Source organism: Kitasatospora sp. NPDC049258 (assembly GCF_040678895.1).
Lineage (GTDB): Bacteria > Actinomycetota > Actinomycetes > Streptomycetales > Streptomycetaceae > Kitasatospora.
This window is the reverse complement of the sequence record NZ_JBFAQT010000002.1, coordinates 272,950-295,740: the sequence shown is the minus strand read 5'-3', so window position 1 is coordinate 295,740 and position 22,791 is coordinate 272,950. Positions and strand designations below refer to the sequence as shown.

The window sequence follows — 22,791 nt, the reverse complement described above, 5'->3', positions numbered from 1 at the left end:
GGCCAGGTGCGCCCCGCCGACGACCGCGTACGTGCGGCGGCCGGTCCAGGCGGGCGCAGCTCCTCGACGTCCGCGAGGGTGACCAGTTCGCCGTCGCGGACGATCCCGACGCGCCTGCAGCGCAGGTCGCCGAGGTAGGCCAGGGCCCGTGCTCGGCCCGGCCGAGCGCGAACCTCCCGCAGGGCCGGGGCGTCGGTCGTCAGTCCTGGCTGCCGTAGTAGGCCTGGCGCATGAGTTGCTGCAGGTCGGCGAGCAGCGGGAGCCGGGGGTTGGCGGGGGCGCACTGGTCCTCGTAGGCGTTCATCGCCTGTTGCGGCAGGGCCGCCAGGAACGCCTGCTCGTCCACGCCCGCCTCCTTGAAGGAGTGCGGGATGCCCACCCGGTCGCGCAGCGCCTCGACCGCTGCGGCCAGGGACTCCACGCCCTGCTCGGGGGTGTCTGCGGGCAGGCCCAGCGTGCGGGCGATGGCCTGGTAGCGCTCGGGTGCCACGTAGCTGCGGTACTTGGGCCAGCTGGTGACCTTGGCCGGGGCGGCGCCGTTGTAGCGGATGACATGCGGCAGCAGCAGGGCGTTGGTGCGGCCGTGGGCGACGTGGAAGGTGGCGCCGAGGGTGTGGGCCATGGCGTGCACGACGCCGAGGAAGGCCGAGCCGAAGGCCATGCCGGCGATGGTGCCGGCATTGTGCATCTTCTCCCGGGCCATCGGGTTGCCCGGCCCGTCGGAGACCGCTTCGGCCAGGTGGTCGAAGATCAACCGGATGCCCTGCAGGGCCAGGCCGTCGGTGAAGTCGTTGGCGTAGACCGAGACGTAGGTCTCGATGCAGTGGGTGAGGGCGTCGAAGCCGGTGTCGGCGGTGACGTCCTTGGGCAGGTGGGTGGTCAGCGCCGGGTCGACGATGGCCACGCTCGGGGTGAGGGCGTAGTCGGCAATCGGGTACTTCTGGCCGGTGGCGGTGTCGGTGATGACCGCGAACGGGGTCACCTCGCTGCCGGTGCCCGAGGTGGTGGGGATGCACACCAGTTTCGCCAGCTCACCCAGGTCGGGGAAGGTGAAGGCCCGCTTGCGGATGTCGAAGAACTTCTCCTTCAGGTCGGCGAAGTCGACCTCCGGGTGCTCGTACATCAGCCACATCACCTTGGCCGCATCCATCGGCGAGCCACCGCCGAGCGCCACGATGGTGTCGGGGCGGAACTCGCGCATCAGTTCCGCGCCGCGCCGCACGGTGTCGATGCTCGGGTTGGGCTCGACGAAGTCCACCACCCGGACCTCGACCGGATCGCTCCGGCGGTCCAGGACTCCCCGGATCCGCTCCAGGTGACCGATCTCGACCATGGTCCGGTCGGTCACGATGACGATCCGGTGGGCGCTCGGCATGCTCGCGAGGTACCTGACCGAGTTGCGCTCGAAGTAGATCTTCGGCGGGACCTTGAACCACTGCATGTTGGTGTTGCGCCGCCCGATCCGCTTGATGTTGAGGAGGTTCAGCGCCGACACGTTCCCGGCCACCGAGTTGTGCCCGTAGGAGCCGCAGCCCAGGGTCAGGGACGGGAGGAAGGCGTTGTAGACGTCGCCGATGCCGCCCTGCGAGCTGGGAGCGTTCCAGATGATCCGGCAGGCCTTGACGGCGTGGCCGAACTCCTCGACGAACGCCGTGTCCTCGGTGTGCACCGCCGCAGAGTGGCCCAAGCCGTTGAACTCCACCATCGCCGCGGCCAGTTCGACGCCCGCACGACGCGTTTCAGCGGTGAGCACGGCCAGCACCGGGCAGAGCTTCTCCCGGGTCAGCGGCTCTGCCGACCCGACATGTGCGGCGTCGACGAGGATCACCGAGGTGTCGGCCGCCACTTCGAACCCGGCCGCCGCGGCGATCTCGTGGGCACTGCGGCCCACCACCTCCGCGTTCAGTCGCTCGCCCGCGCAGGCGCTACCCTCGCCGGCGCCGAACAGGTGCCGTTCCAGCAGCGCCTTCTCCTCGGCGCTCGCGTGGTGGGCCTTCAGCCTGCGGAATTCGGCGAGGGCCGCGGCCCGGATCTCCGCGTCCAGGATGACGGCCTGCTCGGAGGCGCAGATCATGCCGTTGTCGAAGGTCTTGGACAGCACGATGTCGTTGACGGCCCGCCTCAGGTCCGCGCTCTTCTCCACGTAGGCGGGAACGTTCCCGGCACCGACGCCGAGGGCCGGCTTGCCGCAGGAGTAGGCGGCCTTGACCATCGCGTTGCCGCCGGTGGCCAGGATCGTGGCCACCCCGGGGTGGTTCATCAGGGCCTGGGTGGCCGCCGTCGAGGGCTGCTCGATCCACTGGACGCAGGACGCGGGTGCTCCGGCCGCCACCGCCGCGTCCCGCACGGTCCGGGCCGCCTCCGCGGAGCAGCGCTGGGCGGAGGGGTGGAAGGCGAAGATGATCGGGTTGCGGGTCTTCAGGGCGAGCAGGCACTTGAAGATCGTGGTCGAGGTGGGGTTGGTGACCGGGGTGATGCCCGCGACCACGCCGACCGGTTCGGCGATCTCCACGATGCCGTCGATGTCGTCCCGCCGGACCACGCCGACGGTCCTCGTGCGGGCCATCACATGGGCGACGTTCTCGCAGGCGAAGACGTTCTTGACGGCCTTGTCCTCGAACAGGCCGCGCCCGGTCTCCTCCACCGCCAGCGCGGCGAGCCCGGTGTGCCTGGCCAGCGCGGCCAGGGACGCCTTCCTGACGATGTGGTCGACCTGCTCCTGGGTGAAGTCCGCGTAGGAGTGGAGGGCCGTCAGAGCGTCGACGACCAGCGCGTCGACGGCGGTGGCTGCGGCCTCCTGCGGCGAGACCTCGGCGGGAGCGGGAGAGGGGCTCGCGGGAACCGCGTGCTCCTGGGTCTGTCGGCGGGGCATGGCTGGACCACCTTTCGGTTCGTCATGGCGGGGTTCGGGCGCCGACGGGCATCGCCCGCGCTGCCACCGCCAGCCTCTCCGAGCGGCGCCGCCCGGGGAGGTGGCCGATGGGGCAGGCCCGCGGGCCGAAGGTCCCTCGTCGCCGACGGCCGGGCTCGGCAGCGACCGGCGGCGGACACGCGCCGCTCCGGTGGGCCTGAAGGCCGCCCACTCGGCCGCGACCGCGCTTGCTGCGGAGCCGTCGACTCCGACGACCGGACGATGGGACATGACCGTGTTCTCCCTCGCTTCACGGTCGCGGCACCGGGCCCGACCGTTGGCATCCGGCAGACGTGCTCGCGCGCGGCGACGTCCGGCCGCAGGGGCCGAGCGGGCGCCGGGCGGGCCCGAAGGTCCCGGGCCGGGGCTGGTCCCAGGCAGCGGGAACGACCGCCACCGGGCAGTCGGCGTGGTGCAGGACGGCATGGGCCACCGGGCCGAGGACACCGGCCCGATCCGTCGGGCGGCGGCCGAGAACCAGCAACCGGGCCTTCGCGGACGCCTCCACCAGCACCCGGCCCGGCCCTGCACCCTCGATGTCCGCGACGACCTGCACCTCCGGGTGGATCGCCTGCCAGGGCTGCAGGACCCGGGCGAGCAGCGCGCTCTCACCGCCCCGGCCACTGCCGGTCCCCTCGGTCGGCGGCGCGGCGCCGGCGTCCACGGCCCGCAGCGGCAGGCCGTACCGCCGGGCGGCCTCGAAGGCGAACTCGATCGCCGCCTCGGCGGGGCGGCGGGCGTCCACTCCGATCACCACCTGCTCACGCGGCTGCGGGCCCAAGGGCTCCAGCGGGACCAGCACCGTGGGACAACCCACCCGGGCGGCGATGTGCAGGGCGGTGGCCCCGACCCGCAGCTCCGGGAAGCCGCCGCTTCCGCGCGCCCCCAGCACCAGCAGTTCGGCATCCTCACCGGCAGCGACCAGCGCCGACGTGACCGCGTCGTGGACCTCCTCGGTACGCACCGCCAGCTGCGGGTGGCGCACCGCCAGGACGTGCCGGACGTCGTGGAGCAGGTCGGCGCCCGCGGGCCGGGGCTGCGCGCACCAGCTGGGGAGCAGGTGCGGCATCAGGGGCAGAGCGTGCAGGACGCGCAGCGGGCGGTCGCGCAGCAGTGCCTCGCGGGCGGCCCAGTCGGCGGCGGCCAGACTGGCCTCGGAGCCGTCGACCCCGGTGATGACGGGCAGGTGCATGATGATCGTCTCCTTCTGGTCGGCTCCCGGTGGTGCCGGGTCAGCCGCCCGGGGTCCAGTCGGTGATCTCGGGCAGGTCGGTGCCGTGCTCGCGGATCCAGTCGTGGTGGCGCAGCCGCTGGTCGGCCATCTGCTGGCGGGCGGCGGCGGCGCGGACGGCGAGGCCGGGGACGCGGTCGATGACGTCCATGACGAGGCGGTAGCGGTCGAGGTCGTTGCGGACCACCATGTCGAAGGGCGTGGTGGTGCTGCCGGACTCCTTGTAGCCGCGCACGTGCAGGTGCGGGTGGACGGTGCGGCGGTAGGCGAGGCGGTGGATCAGCCAGGGGTAGCCGTGGTAGGCGAAGACCACCGGCTTGTCGCGGGTGAAGAGCGCGTCGAACTCGGCGTCGGGCATGCCGTGCGGGTGCTCCTCGGCGGGCATCAGCCGCGCGATGTCGACGACGTTGACCACCCGCACCGCGAGGTCCGGCAGGTGACGGCGCAGCAGCTCGGCTGCGGCGATCACCTCCTGGGTGGGGACGTCCCCGGCGCAGGCGAGCACGACGTCGGGTTCGCGGCCGCCGTGCTCGGTGCCGGCCCACTCCCAGATTCCGGCGCCGCGGGCGCAGTGGGCTCGGGCCTGGTCGAGGGTGAGCCAGTCGAAGCAGGGCTGCTTGCCGGCGACGACGACGTTGACGTAGTCGCGGCTGCGCAGGACGTGGTCGGCGACGGCGAGCAGGGTGTTGGCGTCCGGCGGGAAGTAGACCCGTACGGCTTCGGGGCTCTTGTTGAGGACGTGGTCGACGAAGCCGGGGTCCTGGTGGGAGAAGCCGTTGTGGTCCTGGCGCCAGACGTGGGAGGTGAGCAGGTAGTTGAGGGAGGCGATCGGGGCACGCCAGGGGATCCGGCGGGAGGTGCGCAGCCATTTGATGTGCTGGCCGACCATCGAGTCGACGATGTGGACGAACGCCTCGTAGCAGGAGAACAATCCGTGCCGGCCGGTGAGCAGGTAGCCCTCCAGCCAGCCCTGGCAGGTGTGTTCGGAGAGGACCTCCATCACCCGGCCGTCGTGTGCGAGGTGCTCGTCGGTGGGCAGGGTGGCGGCCTGCCAGGCCTTGCCGGTGGCATCGTAGACCGCCTGCAGGCGGTTGGAGGCGGTCTCGTCCGGCCCGACGATCCGGAAGTCGCGGCGCTCGGCGGTGTCGGCCATCACCTGTGCGAGCAGGTCGCCGAGCACTCGGGTGGGCTCGTGCAGACTCGAACCGGGTTTGTCGACCGGGACGGCGTAGCGCTCCAGCGCGGGCACCGGCAGGTCGCGCAGCAGCAGGCCGCCGTTGGCGTGCGGGTTCGCCCCCAGCCGTCGGCCGCCCTGCGGGATGCAGGCGAGGACCTGCTCGGTGGGCCGGCCGTGCTCGTCGAAGAGCTCCTCGGGCCGGTACGAGCGCAGCCATGCCTCCAGCTGGGCGAGGTGCCCGGGATTGTCACGGACCTGGTCCAAGGGCACCTGGTGGGCCCGCCAGGTGCCTTCCACCGGTAGGCCGTCCACCTGGGCCGGGCCGGTCCAGCCCTTGGGCGTGCGCAACACGATCATCGGCCAGGCAGGGCGGTCGGTGACGCCGTCCCGGCGGGCGGCGCGCTGGACGGCGGCGATCCGGTCGACCGCGGTGTCCAGCGCGGCGGCCATCGCGCGGTGGACCGTCAGCGGGTCGTCGCCGGTGACGTACAGCGGGTCGTGGCCGTAGCCGCGCAGCAGGGCGTCCAGCTCGCCCTCGGGCAGCCGAGCGAGCACCGCGGGGTTGGCGATCTTGTAGCCGTTGAGGTGCAGGACCGGCAGCACGGCTCCGTCGTGGACCGGGTCGAGGAACTTGTTGCCGTGCCAGGAGGTGGCCAGCGGGCCGGTCTCCGCCTCGCCGTCGCCGATCACACAGGCGACCAGCAGACCGGGGGTGTCCAGCGCCGCACCGTACGCGTGCGAGAGCGCGTAGCCCAGCTCGCCGCCCTCGTGGATCGAGCCGGGCGTCTCGGGCGCGACGTGGCTGGGCACCCCGCCGGGGAAGGAGAACTGCCGGAACAGCTTCGCCATGCCGTCGGCGTCCCGGGTGATGTCGGGGTAGGTGTCCGTGTAGCTGCCCTCCAGCCAGGAGTTCGCGAGGACCGCCGGGCCCCCGTGCCCCGGGCCCCAGACGCAGATCGCGTCCAGCTGGCGCTGCCGGACGACCCGGTTGAGGTGCGTGTGCACCAGGTTGAGCCCGGGCGAGGTGCCCCAGTGACCCAGCAGGCGGGGCTTGATGTGCTCGGGTGCCAGCGGCTCGCGCAGCAGCGGGTTGGCCATCAGGTAGATCTGACCGGCCGCCAGGTAGTTGGCGGCGCGCCAGTGGGCGTCGAGCGCCCGCAGCTCGCTCCCGGACAGTTCTTCAGGCAGGTCTTCGGGCGTCGAAGCGGTGGTCACGGACTTCACTGCGGTCTCCTCGGGGATCGGTCGGCTGCACCGGCCGCCGACTGGCTGGCCGCGCCCATCGTCACTCCACGCAACCGGCCCGGTACAGGGCCGATCGGGCTACACCGTGCGCCACGACACCGGGACCTGCGGCCCGGAAGGACCTGGCAGCGCCGGCCGCCGCAGCTTTTCTGATCCGGGACGGCGCGTGGTCGAACTCGCCGATCCGGACCTCGCGTTCAGCACGCTCGGCCCGCTGACTGCGGACGCCGCCCGGGAATCCTTCACCCGCACCATGCGCAGCCCCGAACTGGTCGAGCGGAGCGAGGAGTTCGGCGGCGACCCGCCCGGCACAGGCACCCTGACGGCCTTCAAGGACCCCTCAGGCAGATCCTCGCGGGCATCGGGGACGAGGTCCGCGCCCGGTGGCCGGGGCGGGACCTTCGGCCCGCCACCGGGCACCGGCCGGCCCACGCCGAGCCGTCCATGGACCGCGCAATGTGGACCCGCACGATCACCACGCCCCTCGCACCATCCCGGAGAGGAAATCCCCATGGCCGAGTACCTGCTCGCCGGAATCGACGGCTCGGCGCAGAGCATCGCCGCCGCCCGCTGGGCGGCCGACGAGGCCGCCCGCCACGGCCTGCCACTGCACCTGGTCCATGCCCGGACCTGGCTCGACGACCTGCACGACGACCCCACCCAGCCCGCCGACGTACGGGCCCTGACCGCGCGTCTGCTCGCCGATGCCGAGCAGGCGGTCCGGATCACCCACCCCGACCTGGAGATCCGCGCCGACCTGATCGGCGGCGGAGCGCCGGTCGAGGTGTTGGTCGACGCCGCCGCGAAGGCGGGCATGCTGGTCCTCGGTTCGCGAGGACTGGGCGGGTTCGGCGGTCTCCTGGTCGGCTCCGTCGGCCTGGCCGTCACCGCCCGCTGCGATGTCCCCGTCGCGCTGGTGCGGGCCGACGATCCGCAGCGGCGCTCCGGCCCCGACGGGCCGCAGGTGGTCGTGGGCGTCGACACCCGCGAGCCCGCGGCGGAGGTCATCGACTTCGCTTTCCGCCAGGCGGCCCGGCGAGGGGCGGTGCTGCGCGTCGTGCACGGCTGGACGCCGCCGCCGCTGTGGGGCTACGCCGGCTGGGTTCCCCCGCAGACGGAGGTGACGCAGTTCCGGGCGATCGAGGACGAGCTGCTGGGCAACGTGCTGACCGGCTGGCGGGAGAAGTACCCCGAGGTCACGACGGTGCAGGACAACCGGATCGGCGGCGGCGGCGCGGCTCTGGTCGACGCCGGCGCCGACGCGGACCTCGTCGTCGTGGGCCGCCGACGCCACGCACCGCACCACGGCGTCCTGCGGCTCGGACCGGTCGCCCACTCCGCGCTGCACCACGCCTCGGCACCGGTCGTGGTGGTGCCGCACGACTGACACCCGCGGCCGCACCGGAAGGGCGGTGGACCCCGGCAAGCCGGGAGTCCGCCGCCCTTCTCGCATCCGTCACGTCCCTCGGCAGCTCACCGGGCAGTCACCTCCCACACCGCCACGGGCCCACCGGGCCACCCCCCGATGACCGTCCGCCCCGGCCTGGGCGGGCATCCGCTCCCCGTCCGCATGACCGTCTCCTGCGGCGCGCGAACGCCAGGGAACCCCGGAGCGACCGGACGCCCTCCGGGGAGTCCTCCCGTCCGCGGGAAGGCGAGAACCGGGGACGGCCCCCACGCCGTCCCCGGTTCTCCCTGCCCGGTCGTGCCCCCACAGCAGCCGGGCCGGGCCGCGTCCGCTACGACGCGGGAGTGATGAGGCCCCGGTGGCCGTCGTAGCGGTGGCGGAGCACGGTGCCGCGCCCGGTGGCCGTGTCGCCGGCCAGGTGGTGCTCCTGTGGCGGGGCGTAGTCGGGGGCGGCCGTGGTGACCTCCCCACGGGTCGTCACCGTGAGGTCGGAGGCGGGTCGGTTGTGCAGAGGGCTCATCGTGGTTCCTGTCCGGTGGCTTCAGCTTGCCGGTCGCGGTTCGGCGGGGTCGTGGGCCGAAGGTCCCGTGGGCAGAGCCTTGGGTCCCGGCTTCGCTGCCGTCGGCGCCGTGCGGACGGTGGTGCCGGTGGTGCCGAGCACGGTGCCGAGGGCGTCGTCCAGCGGGCCGATGGCGGCCAGGTTGCCGGTGTGCTCGGCGAAGGCGGCGACGGCCTCGGCCTTGGGGCGCATCGAGCCGGCCGGCAGGTCGAGCCGGCGCAGCTGCTCGGGGGTGGCGGTGACCAGCGGTCCGGGGTGGGCGGCACCGAAGCGGGCGAACACGTGGGTCACATCGGTGAGAATCAACAGGGCGTCCGCGTCGAGCTGTTCGGCGAGCAGGGCCGCTGTGCGGTCCTTGTCCACGACGGCCTCGACCCCGCGGAGCAGGCCGCTGTCGCCGTTGCGGACGACCGGGACACCGCCGCCACCGGCGGCGATCACCACGACTCCGCCGGCCAGCAGTGCCCGGATGGCCGGCAGCTCGACGATCGCCTGCGGCCGGGGCGAGGGGACGACCCTGCGCAGGTCGGCGCCGTCGTGGGCACAGGTCCAGCCTCGGTCGAGCTCGGCCGTCCTGGCCTGGTGGCCGGTGAGCCGGCTCCCGATGAACTTGTCCGGGTGTTCGAAGGCCGGGTCGTGCGGGTCGACCTCGGTGTGCGTGACCAGCGCGGTGACCGTGCGGCCGGGCAGACGCCCGGTGAGTTCGCGGGCGAGCAGGGTGCCGATCATGCCCTGGGTCTGGGCACCGAGCACGTCGAGCGGGTAGGGCGCGGTGAGTTCCGGGTCGGTCTCGCTCTCGGCGGCGAGCAGGCCGATCTGCGGACCGTTGCCGTGGGTGATCACCACCTGGTGGCCGGCGAGGACGAGTTCGGCCAGCGAGCGGGCGGCGTCGTGGACGTGGTGCTGCTGGACGGAGGCATCGGGGTGCTCGCCCCGCTGGAGCAGGGCGTTTCCCCCGAGTGCGGCGACGATGCGCACGGTCAGTTCCCCCCGAGGGTGGCGACCAGGATCGCCTTGATGGTGTGCATCCGGTTCTCGGCCTGGGTGAAGACCAGCGAGGCGGGCGACTCGAAGACCTCGTCGGTGACCTCGAGACCTTCCAGGCCGTGCTGGGCGGCGAGTTCGGCGCCGAGGTCGGTGCGGGTGTCGTGCAGGGCGGGCAGGCAGTGCAGGAACGCAGCGTCCGGATTGCCGGTGGCGGCCAGGGCCTTGGCGTTGACCTGGTAGGGCAGCAGCAGGTCGATGCGCTCCTTCCACTTCTCCGGCCCCTCGCCCATCGAGACCCAGACATCGGTGTAGAGGTAGTCGGCGCCGAGCACCGCGCCCTCGACATCCTCGGTGAGGGTGAACCGGGCGCCGCTGTCCTGTCCCAGCAGCAGGCACTCCGAGACGATCAGCGGATCGGGCCACAGGGCCCGGGGCGCCGCGATCCGCACGTCCATGCCGAGCAGGCTTCCCATCACCATCAGCGAGTTGGCGGTGTTGTTGCGGGCGTCCCCGAGATAGCAGAACGAGATCTCCGTCAGCGGCTTGCGGCTGTGCTCGCGCATGGTGAAGACGTCGCACAGGCTCTGGGTGGGGTGGCAGTCGTCGGTCAGGCCGTTGTAGACGGGGACGCCGGCGTGGTGGGCGAGTTCGGTGACGGTCTGCTGGGCGAAGCCGCGGTATTCGATGCCGTCGTACATTCGGCCCAGCACGCGGGCGGTGTCGGGGACGGACTCCTTGTGTCCGATGTGGGAGCTGTCCGGGCCGAGGAAGGTGGTGGTGGCGCCCTGGTCGGCGGCGGCCACCTCGAACGCGCAGCGGGTGCGGGTGGAGTTCTTCTCGAAGATCAGCGCGAGGCGGCACCCGGTGAGGTACCGGCGCTCGGTGCCTGCCGCGCGGGCGGCCTTCAGCTCGGCCGCCAGGTCGAGCAGGTGGTGGATCTCGGCGGCCGTGAAGTCGAGTTCGCGCAGGTAGTGACGGCCGTTCAGGCTGACGGACATGGTGATTCCTCCTCGGTGGCGGTCAGTTGGCGGGGTCGCGCTGGATGGGGCAGCTCATGCAGCGCGGGCCGCCGCGGCCCCGGCCGAGCTCGGAGCCGGCGATGGTGACGATCTCGATGCCCTGCTTGCGCAGGTAGGTGTTGGTGACGGTGTTGCGCTCGTAGCCGACGACCACGCCGGGCTCGATGGCGAGGAAGTTGCTGCCGTCGTCCCACTGCTCGCGCTCGGCGGCCCGGACGTCCTGCTCGGCGGACAGGAGGCGGACCTTGTCCAGGCCGAGCGCCTCGGCGAGGGAGGACGCGAGGTCGGCGTCGGGAGTGACCTCGAATCCGGCGGCCCGTTCGGGGGCGGCCGTGAGAGTCCAGGAGCGCAACTGGTCGGCCAGACCCGGGTAGAGGGCGAAGGTGTCCCTGTCGATCATCGTCATCACCGTGTCCAGGTGCATGAACGCCCGGCTCTCCGGCAGGCGCACGGCGATCACCCGGTGGGCGACCCCCTGCTGGAATACCTGCTGGGCCAGGGTCTCCACGGCTTGGGCGGTGCTGCGTTCCCCCATGCCGACCAGGACGACGCCCTCGGCGACCACGTGGACGTCGCCGCCTTCCAGGGTGAGGCCCGCGACGGCCTCGGTACCGTCGAGCAGGGGCGGGGCGGTCTCGGCGAACAGCGGGTGGAAACGGTAGACGGCGGCGGTGTGCAGGGTCTCGCGGCGGCGGGCCGGGCGTGCCATCGGGTTGAGGGTGTACCGGTTGCCGATCCAGCAGGAGTTGTCGCGCGGGAAGAGGTGGTTGGGCAGTGGTGCCAGGGCGAAGTCCTGCTCGCCGACGGTGTTCCAGACCAGGCTGTGCGGGTTTCCGATCGGCAGGTCGTCCTTGAGGACGCCGCCGATCAGGTACTCGGCGAGGGTCGCTCCGTCCAGGTCCTCGCACAGCGCGCGCACCGGCTCCACCAGGGCCGGGCCGACAGTGGCCGGGGTGACGACCTGTCCGAGCAACCAGGCCCGGGCGGAAGGGAGTTCTATCGTCTCGGCGAGCAGGTCGGCGTAGTGGTGGACGCGTACGCCGTGGTCGCGCAGGACCTGGGCGAAGGCGTCGTGCTCCTCGCGGGCCCGCTTGGCCCACAGGATGTCGTCGAAGAGCAGGCCGTCGACGTTGCGCGGGGTCAGCCGGGAGAGTTCCAGGCCGGGGCGGTGCAGGATCACCTGGCGCAGGCGCCCGGCCTCGGAATCGACACGCAGGGTGGACATGGGTGGTGCTCCTTCGGAGGTTCAGTGCTGGTGGCGCGTGGTCAGTGCACGGCGCAGGACGGTTGGCAGGCCCACCGGGCGGTCGGCGCGGGCCGCCCTCGACCGGGGCACGGCCCCCGGGACGGCCTCGGCAGGACCACTCGTCGAGGCCACCGCCGACGCCGGGCGCGGGCGTGCCAGCCAGACGTAGACGGGGATTCCGAGCAGGATGGTGAACAGGCCGTAGTAGACGGTCTGGTAGCCGCTGCCCTGGATCGACCAGTACGAGAAGACCAGGGCGAGCAGCGCGACGGTGACGTCCCGCACGAAGCGGCGCCGGTCGAGCCGGTCGCGGCCGTGCCGCACCAGCCAGTACAGCTGGGCGGCCGCCGAGATCAGATACGGGATGACCGCGGTGAGCACGCTCAGCAGCACGATCTCGGTGAAGACCTTGGTGAAGCTGGTGTAGCTGACCACGGTGAGTACCGAGGCCAGGAGGGTGGCCGAGACGATGCCGAACGCGGGCACCTCGCTCCGGCCCCGGGTGCCGGCGAAGGCGGCGGGGAAGAGCCCGTCGCGGGCGGCCGCCATCGGCATCTCCGCGCAGATCAGGGTCCAGCCGTTGAGCGCCCCGAGACCTGAGACGATTGCCGCGACCGCTACCAGGTCCCCGGCCCGGTGACCGCCCGCGATCGCGTTCATGGCGTCGGTGAACGGCGCCGCGGAGGAGCCGAGTTGGGCGTGCGGTACGGTCCCGAAGACCGCGAGCGTGCCGAGCAGGTAGATCGCGGCGCAGGCCAGGGTCCCGTAGATGGTGGCCCGGGGCACGTTCCGCCTCGGCTCGCGCACCCGACCGGCGGCCACCGAGGCGGTCTCCAGGCCGATGTAGCTGAACAGCGCGATCGCACCGGCCGCCGACACCGCTCCGAGTGCGGATCCCCCGCTCGCGTTGAACGCACCGAAGTTCGCGGACTTCATGAACAGCAGGCCGACGGTGGCCATGAACGCCAGCGGCAGGAACTTCAGGACCGTGGTGACCACCTGGAACGCGCCGATGTTGCGCACCCCGGTCAGGTTGACGATCGCCGGCACCCACAGGCCGGTCAGCGCGATCGCGATCGAACCCCAGGTGTGGTGCCCCTTGTTGACGAACACCTCGACGTAGCCGACCCAGGCCACCGCGATCGCGGCATTCCCGGCCCAGGCCGTGATCCAGTACGACCAGGCAGTGAGGAAGCCGGCGAACTCGCCGAACGCCTCCCGGACGTAGACGTAGGGACCGCCGCTGCCCGGCACCCGCTCCGACAACCGCCCGAAGACGGCCGCAAGCGCCAACGCGCCGATCGTGACCAGGGCGAACGCCACCAGCGCGATCGGCCCGTAGGGAGCGAGCGCGGAGGGCAGCGCGAACACTCCCGTGCCGATGATGCTGCCGACCACCAGCGCGGTCGCGGCGGGAAGCCCGAAGCCGCCACCGCCTCCTCGCGGGCCGTCGGACGCCGGGCTCTGTTGTGGACCTTCGCGGTCGGGTGCGGACATCGACTCTCCTTCAGGAGGTATTCGGGGAGGTCGGCGGGACCGGTGCTCCCGTCGCTCACGGTGAAGATCCTCGGCTGGTGGCCCGGCATCGCCCCAGGGACCATCGGGCCCTCATCACGCCGCCACCGGTCCCCTCCCCCGCGCCCCAGTGGTCCCGACGAACTGCGCTGCCGGCTCCCGCACGAACGTGCCCGTCCTCGTTCCTGCTGTCGCGCCAACTCGCCCTCGGCCGTGTGAACTTCGGCCGCCCCGAAAGGTTCGACCGCAGCAGCAAGGACCCTAGGGCGCGGCAACCTGCTCACCACTCCGACCGGCTGCTGGGCGTCGTGGTCGACCGCCGGCCCGTCCACCGGCACCAGCCCCGCGGCGCGGGCACCGGGCGTAGTCCTCGCGCGGCACCTTCGGCCCCGTCCGCGGGACCTTCGGCACCTGATCGACCGCAGCGTCCGACCGCCACCATGGAACGCACATCGCCCAACACCATTCTTCCGCAGCAGACTTGACCAAGGAGAGAAACCATGTCCGCCCACCACGCCGCCGCCCCCCGGCTCACCCACCGGATCGGCTCCAAGCTTCGGCACACCATCGCCCACACCCCTCGGGACGCCGCGGCCGGTGCGGACCTGAACACCGTCGCCGTACGGGCACTTGCCGTCGCCCGCATCGGTCTCGGCTTCGTCTTCCTCTGGGCCTTCCTGGACAAGACCTTCGGCCTGGGCTACGCCACGCCCGGCGCGCGGTCCTGGGTCAACGGCGCTTCGCCGACCAAGGGCTTCCTCAGCCACGTGTCGGCCGGTCCGTTCCGGTCTGCCTTCCACCAAATGGCCGGCCAGGCCTGGGCCGACCGGCTGTTCATGCTCGGCCTGCTCGGGATCGGCCTGGCCCTTGCAGGCGGTGTCGGCCTGCGCGTCGCCGCCGCGGGCGGCACCCTGCTGCTGGCCATGATGTGGGCCGCCGAGTGGCCGCCCGCCCGCCACCTCGCGAACGGCGCCGCCAGCGGATCCAGCAACCCCGTCGCCGACTACCACCTCGTCTACGCCCTGTTGCTGATCGCCCTCGCCGCCGTCGGCGCGGGCGACACCTGGGGATTCGGTCGCCGCTGGGCCGCCCTGCCGATCGTCCGCGCCCACGCCTGGCTCCGCTGAACCCACTCACCCGGCGGGCGGCGGCCACACCGCCCGCCGCCCGCACTCGCCGGCACCACATCCGAGGTATCGGGGCAAGCACCTGACGGCCCGACGAAGACCCACAGGGCCGTTCGGCCCTATGCCACCCCCCAGCTGCCCGGCAGAATACGCTCAGGTCCAACGCGACCCGGCGCAGGGCGGGTCCTTGAAGATGGAGCGGTGATGGCGGACAGCGCGGCAGCCGATGTGAGCAGCCCGGTGAAGGTGTTCCTCCTCGACGACCACGAGGTGGTCCGGCGCGGCGTGCACGACCTGCTCGACGCCGAGTCCGACCTGACCGTGGTGGGCGAGGCCGGCACGGTCGAGCAGGCGATCGCCCGTGTGCCCGCGCTGCGCCCCGACGTCGCGATCCTGGACATGCGGCTCCCCGACGGCGACGGCGTGACGGTCTGCCGGGAACTGCGCTCGCGGATGCCCGACCTGGCCTGCCTGATCCTCACTTCCTTCGACGACGAGGAGGCCCTGCTCGACTCCATCATGGCCGGCGCGGCCGGCTACGTCCTCAAGCAGATCAGCGGCACCGACCTGGTCTCCGCCGTCCGCACGGTCGCCTCCGGCCAGTCCATGCTCGACCCCGGCGCCACCACCCGGCTGATGGCCCGGCTGCGCGGAGACAGCACCCCGCAGGCCCCCGCCTTCCCCGAACTCACCGACCGGGAGCGCGAGATCCTCGCCCTGATCGGCGAGGGCCTGACCAACCGCCAGATCGGCGAGCGACTCTACCTCGCCGAGAAGACCGTCAAGAACCACATCTCCCGGCTGCTCGCCAAGCTCGGGGTCGAACGGCGTGTACAAGCTGCCGTCATCGCCACCCAGGCCCTTGCCGCCCACGACCACGCGGCCGGCCGTCCCGGGCGGTGAGCCCGCCGGCCCGCGACAGGCGTGGGCCGCACACCCGTTCCGGGACCACCCGACCGCCCCCAGGGACGATCGGCCCCTCACCCCGACGCGGATCCGGAGCGACCATCGATGCCATGAAGCCAGATCTGATCCCACCGGCCGATCACACGCCGCTCGACGAGCGGCAGTCTCTGCGACTGCTGGCCACAACACCGGTCGGCCGTGTCGTCTACACCACCGGCGCGCTGCCGGCCGTCCTGCCCACCCGCTACCGACTCGGCGACGACGGCAGCGTGCTGCTGCGCGCCACCGGGGGGTCGGAGCTGGTCCGCGCCGTCTCCGGCGCCCTGGTGGCCTTCGAGGCGGGCGAGGTCGACCATGCGGACGGCAGCGGCTGGAGCGTCACCGTCCTCGGGCGGGCAGACGTGGCCGAGGCCCCGACTCCGCACGATCCCGCCCTGCCCCGGCACCTCGGCCAGGTGTCGATCCGGATTCGCCCGGAGCTGGTGACCGGACGCCTCCTGCCGGCGTCACCGATCCTCCGGGCATGACCGCAGCGCCCCAGCGCGATGGGCGGTGCCACTCAGTCGCCCAGCGGCGCCGACCACAGCAGCCGGGTACCGCCGTGCGGCGGGCTCGCCAGCTCCAACACCCCACCCAGGCCCTCGGCCCGCTCGGCGAGGTTGCGCAGACCGCTGCGCCTGCCCTGCTCCGGAATGCCCACGCCGTCGTCCTGCACCGTCAGCAGGACCTGCGTCCCGGTCGCCTGCAGCACCACCTCGACCCGACCGGCGTGGGCATGCCGGGCGGCGTTGCTCAGCGCCTCGCCCAGGACCGCCACCACGTGGTCGGCCACCCCGCCCGGGACGTCGGTGTCCAACAGTCCCTCCATGCTCAGCCGCGGCGCGAAGCCCAGTGCCGCCTGCGCCTCCTCGACCACCTTGACCGCCCGGGCCCGCAACCCGTTGCCGGCCGCTCCGTCCCGGGCCCGCAACCCGAAGATCGTCGACCGGATGATCTTGATGGTCTCGTCCAGGTCACCCACCGCGCGCAGCACCCGGTCCGACGCTCCGGGGTGGTCGATGAAGCGAGCGGCGCTCTGCAGCGTCATCCCGGTGGCGAACAACCGCTGGATGGCCAGGTCGTGCAGGTCGCGGGCGATCCGGTCCCGGTCCTCCAGCAGCGCCAGCTGTTCGGCGTCACGGCGCCGGTCGGCCAGTTCCAGTCCCAGCGCGGCCTGGTCGGCGAACCCGAGCAGCGGTCCGATCTCCCGCTCGGTGAACAGCGCCCCTCCCGGACGGCGGGCCAGCAACAGGACCGCGTCCGTGTGCCCCTCGGCCCGCCCCATCGGCACCGCCACCGCCGGGCCCAGTCGCTCCACCCGCCGCGGATCGCCCGTCAAGGCCGGGTCGGTGGCCAGGTCCGCGGTGGTGACCGGCCTTCCGTGCGTACAGGCCGCGCCCGAGAGTGTGCCCTCCCGCGGCACCACCAGGCCGGCGCGCTTGCGCGCGTCGCCACCGAGCGCGAGCTCCAGCCGCAACGTCCGGCCGTCGGCCTCCGGCACGACGATGTCCCCCAGTTCGGCGCCGGTGATCTCCCGTGCCCGCTGCGCGATCAGCTCGACCACCTGGGCACGCGAACTCCCCGACAGCAGGCTGCGGGTGATCTCCGCGCTCGCGCTCAGCCAGCTCTGCTGGCGCTGCGCCTCCTCGTACAGCCGCGCGTTGTCGATCGCCACCCCGGCGGCCACCGCCAACGTCGAGATCACCGACTCGTCGTCGGCGTCGAACTCTTCCCCACCGCGCTTGTCGGTCAGGTAGAGATTCCCGAACACCTCCTCGCGCACCCGCACGGGCACCCCGAGGAAGGTCCGCATCGGCGGATGGTTGGCCGGGTATCCGAAGGAAGCCCGGTGCTGCGACAGGTCCTCCAGCCGCAGCGCCTCCGGGTGGCTGATCAGCTCACCCAGCAGCCCCTTGCCGGTCGGGTAGGACCCGATCCCGGCGATCTCCTCCGCCGACATCCCTACCGTCAGGAATTCCGACAGCGACTCCCCGCCCGGGCCGATCACCCCCAGCGCCGCGTAGCGGGCGTCCACCAGGACCGCCGCCGCTTCCACGATCCGCCGCAGCACCTGCGTCAGATCCAGCTCCCGCCCGACCGACAGCACCGCTTCCAGAAGGCTGTGCACCCGGTCCCTCGTCCCACGGGCCGCGTCGATCCGCGCCTGCAACTCCTCCAGCAGCTCATCGAGCCGCAGCTGCGGAATCCGCGAGCGCGCCACATCATCCCCACCCATGACGGCCTCCTCCAGCCCCGGCACCCGCACGGCACCGGTACCCGCGACAGATTCTCGCAGACGGACCGAAGGGTGGCAGGGGGCTCCGGCACCGTCCGGGACAGCCGGAGCGCCCCTGGGGGCGCGTCGGCCGCCGTCAGCGGCGGGAGTTGCCGAAGAAGATCCGGTAGAGGACGAGGAGCACGAACGAGCCCGCGATGGCCGCGCCCCAGGTGGCGAGGTCGAAGAAGCTCTTCTCGACCGGGTGGTGCAGGAAGGTGGCGGACAGCCAGCCGCCGACGAACGAACCGGCCACGCCGATCAGGGTGGTGACGAACAGGCCGCCGGGTCGCGACCGGGGAGCAGGAACTTGGCGATCGCGCCGGCTATCAGGCCGAGCACGATCCAACTGATGATGCCCATGGTGTCTCTTCTCCTCTGGTGGTCGTTCTCGGGGAGGGTCTGGGGCCGGCGGCGGCCGGCCGCCGACGGATGCGGGTCCGGTTCAGCGGCGGGTGCCGCACCCCGGGCAGAAGGCCGCCCCGTCGGGCAGCGCCGCGTGGCAGGACGTGCACTGGCTGGGCCGGGCGAGGTGGAACCCGCAGCCCGGGCAGAAGGGCGTGCCGTGGGTCTCCGCCCGGCACTGCGGGCAGACCAGTTGACGCGGGGTCTGCACGTCGTAGCCCTGGCCGGTCTGCTGCCCGTGGGCGTACGCCTGCTCGGAGACCATGTCGTTCAGTCCCCGGCGCTGGGCGGCCATGGATTCGGCGGCGGTGTCGGGCGCGCAGGTGTGGCACAGCCCCTGGGCACTGTCCCAGCAGCGGCCGCACACGTAGCTGGTGCACCGGCCGCAGCGGTTGAAGTGGTGCTGGGCATTGCCGATCGCGCGCTGGAACGCCGCGTCGCGCGAGCCGCCCCAGTTGGCTCCGGCGAGGCCGTCCGCGGCATTGCTGATGCCGTGGTGGGATCGGCCCGCACGCCGACGCGGCCACGGCGAGCTCGAGGCCCGGATCGCCGGCGGCCGTCGGCGCCGGCCTCGCGGCATCGTGCGGATCCCTGGCAACCCGCTCCCCGACGAGTGGGCGGGCCCCGAGGTCCGCGCCGCCGAGCCGTTCGACGAGGTCGCGGGAACCGCCCCCCTCGCCCTCCTGGCCTTGGTGGCGATCTCCTCACCCGTCGCGCTCGCGCGCCACCGCAGGATCAGGGCCAAGCCCGCCGCGCCCCGCGAACCGCCGACACCGTCGCGGGCGCGCCGGTCCTGCCCGACGACGAGCCGTACGCCTTCGCACTCCCCGGCAGGCCCGACAGGATCGTCCTCTCCACCGGCCTGCGTGACAGCCCGGGGAGCGACGAGCGGCCCTCCCCCAGCGCTTCGGCGTTCTTCGGTGATGGGCTTCGCCGGCACCTGGGCCAACGCGTCACCTGCGGATGGTTCACGGTGCCGAGCCACGCAAGCCCCACGTTCCGCGCCCTGCCCCAGGCGAACGCCGTGCCCCCGCCCAACGGTGTCGTCCAGATACCGACAGCCAGAACTCCGGTGGGGCGGTCGCCCCGCCGGAGTTCTGGCTCGGGTCCGCTCCGCGCTGCGGTCAGAAGCTGGTGTCCTTGCCGACCGTCTCGACCTGGGCACCCGCCGTCTCGAACAGGCCGGCGGCGCGCTCGGCGCTCTTGCGGTCCAGGTAGGCGACCGTGAACGTGCCGTCCTGGCGGTCCAGCAGGTTGGCGCGCTCGTGGTCGGAGTACTCGGGGTTCCGCTCGGAGATGAGGGTGTCGAGGACGTCCTTGTCGCCACCGGTGACGGTGACATAGAAGGTCCGGTCCTTGTCCTGCTCCTCCTGCCTCTCCTCCGCGGAGGGCCGGTAGTTGTAGGGACGGTTGCCGGTGAGGTTGTTGCTGTCGTCGTGGCTGGGCACTGGCTTCTCCTGTGGTGGCTCGATCGGTCGAGGTGTGCCGCCGCCGACCCCGTCTCGGGCGACGCCGTCCTGCCGAGGTGGGCCGGACGCCGCCCGGTGCGTTCGGGCACGATGCGGCGCCGTGGCGGTCCGCGGTCGGAACGGCACGACAAGATCGTGCCATGACCCAAAGTGAACGGATGAACACTCTTCGGATTCCTGTCGATGGCCACTCGTTCGAGTGATCAAGGACCTGGCGCCCAGCGCGCGATCTTGGCTGGCCGGTCCGCCGGCAGGGCGCCGCAGGCGTCAACTCCACTTTCTCGATAGCTTGTTCACGCCAGTCCGTGCGGTGGGCACCCGGGGCGGGCTGGGATGATCAAGCCGCCGTGCGCACCCGCGCCCGGCCGCGCCCGAGACGAATCGAGCACCCGTCGCCGTAAGCATCCACCCCCCAGCCGGCCGAGCTTTCCCGATGTGCTCACCAACGTCGCCCACCACCGGGCCTGGATCGACTCCACCATCAAGGCCGGCCGACCCCCGCCCCGCACACCCCAGCGCGGAGGGTGCCCCGGCCGCGGTGGGTGGGGGGTTTCGCCCGGGGCCCGCTGCCGTCCGGGCAGGTGCGAACAAAGGCATCACCCTGGTGGTGGAGCAATATTCGAAATCGGCGAGCGGCGCGCCGGATTCATCGAATCCATGAGCGAAGACTGACCCGATCGGGTGATGCTTCGAATATGCCGCGCGAGTAAAACCTCGGATACGAAGAAGCCCCGCACCGGAAGGGTGCGCGAAGACTTCTCGCCATGTTCGCGGCACCTTTTCGGGCACGCCAAGGGGGCATTACCCGGAATAGTGGTAACGCTGCGTAGTCGCTTGCTTGCTTTCCGTTGAAAACTCGTCGTAGTGTCTGCCGTCGTCAGGCAAACGCCTGACAGTGCGGGTCCCGGCGACGAGACGGGGCACGCCCTGCTCATCACCCAGAGGAATAGGAATCACAATGATCGACATGTCGGAGCTGCAGTCCGAGACCGCCGAGATGCTCCCGAAGCGTGAGGCGCTGAGCCGGTTCAGCTTCAACCTGCACAAGACGACCACCGTCACCAAGCACACGGCGGTGGTGCACGCGGAGAACAACTCGCTGGCCGTGAACGACCACTCCCGCGACTCCGTGGCCGGCGCCGACGCGAAGCAGGTCATCACCATCACCCAGTGATGGCAGCCGAGGGATCAATGATGCCGCACCCTTGAAATGGGCTTCCACAACAACGCTCACACATAAGGGTGCCCTGGTCTTCTCCTGATCCTCGGCGCAGTATCGACCGGTGTTCCCGGCGACGCCAGAATCGTCGCCGGGAACACCTTCTTACAGGTCAACGACGGCCCGCGAGGAAGGTAACGTGACCGAAAAGGAAAACGGTCTCGACGGCCGATCGCCCGGGCCACCGGGCACCCGGGCCCGGCGACGCCACACGGCGCACCCGCGGCCGCCGGCCCTCCCCGGACAGCCACGGCGCCCCGCTGCCGCCACGTACGACACGGCAGTGCACAGCGCGCAGGAGCCGGCCGATGCGCCGCCGCAGCTTCGCCCCGGCACCGAGCTCCTGGGCGAGTACCAGGACTCCGGCTTCACCACCCCCCGCTACCTCGTCCGGCGCCCCGACGGCCAGGTGATCCAGCTCAGCCGGCTCCTGTACCTCATCGTGTGTGCGATCGACGGGTCCCGCTCCTACGAGGCGCTCGCCCACCACGTCGGCGGACGCTTCGGGAACGACGTCAGCGCCGACAACGTCGGCTACCTCATCACGAACAAGCTCGACCCGCTGGGAGTCACCGAGGGCGCCGACGGGAGGGCGCCCGGGACACAGGTACCGGGGACCGATCTCCTGCTCACCCTCAAGTTCCACCGCGTCCTGCTACGCCAGCCCGCCGTGGAGACGATCGCGGCCCTGCTCTCCTGGCTGCACCGGCCGACGGCCGTCACCCTGTTCATCGCGTTCACCGCGGCGGCGGACTACTGGCTGTTCATGGTCCATGGGGCGATGGTCCCCGTCCTGCACACGCTCGAGCAGCCCGTGCTCCTGCTCGCGGTGTTCGCGCTGACGGTCCTCTCCACCGTCTTCCACGAGCTCGGCCACGCCTCGGGGTGCCGCTACAGCGGCGGGAGGCCCGGATGCATCGGCTGCGGCATCTACCTCGTGTGGCCGGCCATGTACACGGACGTCACCGACGTCTACCGGCTGAGAAGAGCCGGGCGCCTACGGACCGACCTCGGCGGCGTGTACTTCAACGTCGTCTTCATCGCGATCCTCTTCGCCCTCTACGCGGGCACCGGCCAGGACTTCCTCCTCACCGCGGTGTACCTCACGCACTACGAGGTCCTCGAGCAACTCCTGCCGACCCTGCGCCTGGACGGCTACTACATCCTGGCCGACGTCGCGGGCGTCCCCGACCTCTTCGGCAAGGTCAAACCGATCCTGCGGAGCATGATCCCGGGCCGTCCTCCGCCACCCGCCGTCGCCGGCATGAAACGTTCCTCCAGAATCATCGTGACGGCCTGGGTCCTCACCATGGTCCCGCTGCTGCTCGGCGAGGTCTGCTACGCGTTGTGGAACCTCCCCCGGCTCCTGACGACGAGCCTCAGATCCCTCGGCGACCAGCTGTCCGGGACTTTGCAAGCACTCATGGACGGGGCCGTCGCATCGTTCCTCCTCGGCGTGATCGGCTGCCTCATGCTGCTCCTGCCTTCCGTCGGTCTGGTGTACCTCGTGACGAGGCTCGCCACCCGTGGCCTGAAGGCGATCCGCAAGGCTGCCCGCACGGCGGGTCCGCGGCCCTACCTGGTCACGCTCGCGGGCCTGTGCATCGTGGCGGCCCTGGCCGGAGCGTGGGGTCAGGGACTGACACCCGAGCCGCTCGCGCCCCGGGCACCCATCGCCCCCGCGCTGCAGCCGAACGTCATGGCGAGCCGACCGCCCGCCGCCCCGCCGGAGACTCGATCCCCCGCAGCGTCGAACACCGCCCGGCCCCAGCCTTCCTGGACCGCCCGCGCCACCACCGCCCCGGGCCTGCGGCCTGTGCCCGGCGTCACCAACGTGCCCCCGGGGCCGAGCCTTTCCGCATCCGCATCCGCACCCGCATCCGCACCCGCATCCGCACCCGCATCCGCATCCCCATCCGCGCCCGAGCCGGTCACGCCGTCGGCTTCCCCGACGAAGCCGTCGAGCCCTGCCCCTTCGGGCAGCCTCCCGCCCACGCCCTCCACCACTCCCCCGACACCCCAAGCCAGCGCGTCCAACAGTTGACCGCAGCTC

Annotated in this window: 17 protein-coding genes and 1 pseudogene; 6 read left to right on the top strand and 12 right to left on the bottom strand. The window is 72.1% G+C overall.

The window, feature by feature from the left end; translation table 11 throughout:
• Positions 1 to 199: 199 nt before the first annotated feature.
• From adhE to AB0K43_RS03105, 3 genes are all read right to left on the bottom strand, one after another.
• Positions 200 to 2,872, bottom strand: a complete 2,673-nt coding sequence (gene adhE / locus AB0K43_RS03115) for a bifunctional acetaldehyde-CoA/alcohol dehydrogenase (protein ID WP_363635167.1) — start codon at positions 2,870 to 2,872, stop codon at positions 200 to 202.
• Between the two features lie 289 nt (positions 2,873 to 3,161).
• Complete coding sequence (locus AB0K43_RS03110) at positions 3,162 to 4,103, bottom strand: universal stress protein (protein ID WP_363635165.1); 942 nt, start codon at positions 4,101 to 4,103, stop codon at positions 3,162 to 3,164.
• Between the two features lie 40 nt (positions 4,104 to 4,143).
• Positions 4,144 to 6,543, bottom strand: a complete 2,400-nt coding sequence (locus AB0K43_RS03105; protein ID WP_363635163.1) for a phosphoketolase family protein — start codon at positions 6,541 to 6,543, stop codon at positions 4,144 to 4,146.
• 532 nt (positions 6,544 to 7,075) lie between these two features.
• Here AB0K43_RS03105 and AB0K43_RS03100 point away from each other — a divergent pair.
• On the top strand, positions 7,076 to 7,951 hold the full coding sequence (locus AB0K43_RS03100; protein WP_363635162.1) for a universal stress protein: 876 nt from the start codon (positions 7,076 to 7,078) through the stop codon (positions 7,949 to 7,951).
• Positions 7,952 to 8,303: 352 nt separating this feature from the next.
• Here AB0K43_RS03100 and AB0K43_RS03095 read toward each other — a convergent pair whose 3' ends face one another.
• The 5 genes from AB0K43_RS03095 to AB0K43_RS03075 are packed head-to-tail and all read right to left on the bottom strand — an operon-like array spanning position 8,304 to position 13,280.
• Positions 8,304 to 8,492, bottom strand: coding sequence for a hypothetical protein (locus AB0K43_RS03095; RefSeq protein WP_363635160.1), 189 nt, complete (start codon positions 8,490 to 8,492; stop codon positions 8,304 to 8,306).
• A 21-nt stretch (positions 8,493 to 8,513) separates the two neighbouring features.
• Positions 8,514 to 9,509, bottom strand: a complete 996-nt coding sequence (locus tag AB0K43_RS03090) for a carbamate kinase (protein ID WP_363635158.1) — start codon at positions 9,507 to 9,509, stop codon at positions 8,514 to 8,516.
• 2 nt (positions 9,510 to 9,511) lie between these two features.
• Complete coding sequence (gene argF / locus AB0K43_RS03085; protein WP_363635156.1) at positions 9,512 to 10,516, bottom strand: ornithine carbamoyltransferase; 1,005 nt, start codon at positions 10,514 to 10,516, stop codon at positions 9,512 to 9,514.
• Positions 10,517 to 10,538: 22 nt separating this feature from the next.
• On the bottom strand, positions 10,539 to 11,762 hold the full coding sequence (locus tag AB0K43_RS03080; RefSeq protein ID WP_363635154.1) for an arginine deiminase: 1,224 nt from the start codon (positions 11,760 to 11,762) through the stop codon (positions 10,539 to 10,541).
• A gap of 21 nt (positions 11,763 to 11,783) precedes the next feature.
• Positions 11,784 to 13,280 (bottom strand): amino acid permease, encoded by a 1,497-nt coding sequence (locus AB0K43_RS03075; protein WP_363635152.1) that lies wholly within the window; start codon positions 13,278 to 13,280, stop codon positions 11,784 to 11,786.
• Positions 13,281 to 13,798: 518 nt separating this feature from the next.
• Between AB0K43_RS03075 and AB0K43_RS03070 the strand changes: the two genes are divergently transcribed.
• The 3 genes from AB0K43_RS03070 to AB0K43_RS03060 all read left to right on the top strand — a co-directional run bounded on the left by AB0K43_RS03070 (position 13,799) and on the right by AB0K43_RS03060 (position 15,858).
• Positions 13,799 to 14,425, top strand: a complete 627-nt coding sequence (locus AB0K43_RS03070) for a hypothetical protein (protein ID WP_363635150.1) — start codon at positions 13,799 to 13,801, stop codon at positions 14,423 to 14,425.
• A 204-nt stretch (positions 14,426 to 14,629) separates the two neighbouring features.
• Positions 14,630 to 15,328, top strand: a complete 699-nt coding sequence (locus AB0K43_RS03065; protein WP_363635148.1) for a response regulator transcription factor — start codon at positions 14,630 to 14,632, stop codon at positions 15,326 to 15,328.
• A 113-nt stretch (positions 15,329 to 15,441) separates the two neighbouring features.
• A complete protein-coding gene (locus AB0K43_RS03060) occupies positions 15,442 to 15,858 on the top strand; it encodes a pyridoxamine 5'-phosphate oxidase family protein (protein ID WP_363635146.1) in 417 nt (138 codons plus the stop codon).
• A 32-nt stretch (positions 15,859 to 15,890) separates the two neighbouring features.
• Here the strand turns inward: AB0K43_RS03060 and AB0K43_RS03055 are convergent, their stop codons facing one another.
• The 4 genes and pseudogenes from AB0K43_RS03055 to AB0K43_RS03040 form a co-directional block, all read right to left on the bottom strand.
• Positions 15,891 to 17,606 carry a GAF domain-containing protein gene (locus AB0K43_RS03055; protein WP_363635144.1) on the bottom strand — a complete coding sequence of 572 codons (1,716 nt, stop codon included), beginning with the start codon at positions 17,604 to 17,606 and terminating at the stop codon, positions 15,891 to 15,893.
• Between the two features lie 136 nt (positions 17,607 to 17,742).
• A pseudogene (locus AB0K43_RS03050) lies at positions 17,743 to 18,008 on the bottom strand (GlsB/YeaQ/YmgE family stress response membrane protein).
• 82 nt (positions 18,009 to 18,090) lie between these two features.
• On the bottom strand, positions 18,091 to 18,630 hold the full coding sequence (locus AB0K43_RS03045; RefSeq protein ID WP_363635142.1) for a zinc ribbon domain-containing protein: 540 nt from the start codon (positions 18,628 to 18,630) through the stop codon (positions 18,091 to 18,093).
• A 544-nt stretch (positions 18,631 to 19,174) separates the two neighbouring features.
• Positions 19,175 to 19,498, bottom strand: coding sequence for a hypothetical protein (locus AB0K43_RS03040; protein WP_363635140.1), 324 nt, complete (start codon positions 19,496 to 19,498; stop codon positions 19,175 to 19,177).
• Between the two features lie 988 nt (positions 19,499 to 20,486).
• Between AB0K43_RS03040 and AB0K43_RS03035 the strand changes: the two genes are divergently transcribed.
• Both AB0K43_RS03035 and AB0K43_RS03030 read left to right on the top strand, forming a co-directional pair.
• Positions 20,487 to 20,693, top strand: a complete 207-nt coding sequence (locus AB0K43_RS03035) for a hypothetical protein (RefSeq protein WP_363635138.1) — start codon at positions 20,487 to 20,489, stop codon at positions 20,691 to 20,693.
• A 328-nt stretch (positions 20,694 to 21,021) separates the two neighbouring features.
• Entirely contained in the window at positions 21,022 to 22,782 is a 1,761-nt protein-coding gene (locus AB0K43_RS03030) for a hypothetical protein (RefSeq protein WP_363635136.1), read from the top strand.
• Positions 22,783 to 22,791: the final 9 nt, after the last annotated feature.

Coding starts and splice junctions, on each gene's coding strand:
- AB0K43_RS03065 (WP_363635148.1), top strand. CDS start 14,630: ATGGCGGACAGCGCGGCAGCCGATGTGAGCAGCCCGGTGAAGGTGTTC.
- argF (WP_363635156.1), bottom strand. CDS start 10,516: ATGTCCGTCAGCCTGAACGGCCGTCACTACCTGCGCGAACTCGACTTC.
- AB0K43_RS03045 (WP_363635142.1), bottom strand. CDS start 18,630: ATGCCGCGAGGCCGGCGCCGACGGCCGCCGGCGATCCGGGCCTCGAGC.
- AB0K43_RS03055 (WP_363635144.1), bottom strand. CDS start 17,606: ATGGGTGGGGATGATGTGGCGCGCTCGCGGATTCCGCAGCTGCGGCTC.
- AB0K43_RS03100 (WP_363635162.1), top strand. CDS start 7,076: ATGGCCGAGTACCTGCTCGCCGGAATCGACGGCTCGGCGCAGAGCATC.
- AB0K43_RS03110 (WP_363635165.1), bottom strand. CDS start 4,103: ATGCACCTGCCCGTCATCACCGGGGTCGACGGCTCCGAGGCCAGTCTG.
- AB0K43_RS03060 (WP_363635146.1), top strand. CDS start 15,442: ATGAAGCCAGATCTGATCCCACCGGCCGATCACACGCCGCTCGACGAG.
- adhE (WP_363635167.1), bottom strand. CDS start 2,872: ATGCCCCGCCGACAGACCCAGGAGCACGCGGTTCCCGCGAGCCCCTCT.
- AB0K43_RS03080 (WP_363635154.1), bottom strand. CDS start 11,762: ATGTCCACCCTGCGTGTCGATTCCGAGGCCGGGCGCCTGCGCCAGGTG.
- AB0K43_RS03070 (WP_363635150.1), top strand. CDS start 13,799: ATGTCCGCCCACCACGCCGCCGCCCCCCGGCTCACCCACCGGATCGGC.
- AB0K43_RS03075 (WP_363635152.1), bottom strand. CDS start 13,280: ATGTCCGCACCCGACCGCGAAGGTCCACAACAGAGCCCGGCGTCCGAC.
- AB0K43_RS03035 (WP_363635138.1), top strand. CDS start 20,487: ATGTCGGAGCTGCAGTCCGAGACCGCCGAGATGCTCCCGAAGCGTGAG.
- AB0K43_RS03095 (WP_363635160.1), bottom strand. CDS start 8,492: ATGAGCCCTCTGCACAACCGACCCGCCTCCGACCTCACGGTGACGACC.